Here is a 696-nt window from a genome sequence, read left to right on the forward strand (position 1 = left end):
CCAGATGCGCCGGACTTTCTTCCGGTTGAGGTGATGCCCTTCCTGCAGCAGCAGGGCGTGAATGAACCGATACCCCCGCCGAGGGTGGAGCAGGGCCAGCTCGCGAATATGTCGCCGAAGTTCACCGTCTTGGCGCCGTTTCGGCCGATAGTGCCAGGTCGATTTGGGCAGGCCCACCAGGAAGCAAGCCCGTTCGGGCTTGATCCGTGCCGTGACGAGTTGCCTCGCCACAGCACGCTTCTCGGTGGGCGTTACCGCTTTTTCTGAATCACGTCCCTCATCGCGTCGATCTCGAGCCGCTGTTGGCCGACGATCCGCAGGAGACGGGCGTTTTCCTTCTCGAGCTGACGAAGCCGTTTGGCTTCGTCAGGGCTGGTGTCGCCATATTTCTTCTTCCAGGCGTAAAAGGACGCGGTACTGCATCCCAGGTCGCGGCAGAGCTCTTCGATAGGCTTCTCGCCCTTTCTGGCGTCCTGGAGCAGCTTGATGATCTGGTCTTCGGAGAACTGACGGGTTTTCATAGAGGTCGCCTCACTTTCCAGCCTAGGGCTGGGGGCGAGCCTGAGTCTCTAGTCCTGACCGTCCAGTTTTCGGGGAGCAGACCATTACCCGGCCCGAGACGACACCTGTGCGTGATCAGGTCAAAGTAAATGCGACCCTGAGTCCAACTTGGAGTGAGCGGAAGTTGCAACGTGA

Annotated in this window: 2 protein-coding genes; both read right to left on the minus strand. The window is 59.8% G+C overall.

The features are described 5' to 3' along the window. The coding region (locus QOL99_RS17350) for an IS3 family transposase (RefSeq protein ID WP_285525659.1) at nt 1-231 on the minus strand (231 nt) is incomplete at its 3' end. Between the two features lie 20 nt (nt 232-251). Beyond that, nucleotides 252-521 carry a transposase gene (locus tag QOL99_RS17355; protein ID WP_285525660.1) on the minus strand — a complete coding sequence of 90 codons (270 nt, stop codon included), beginning with the start codon at nt 519-521 and terminating at the stop codon, nt 252-254. Nucleotides 522-696 lie beyond the last annotated feature (175 nt).

This window comes from Deinococcus rhizophilus (genome assembly GCF_030271215.1).
Taxonomy (GTDB): domain Bacteria; phylum Deinococcota; class Deinococci; order Deinococcales; family Deinococcaceae; genus Deinococcus; species Deinococcus rhizophilus.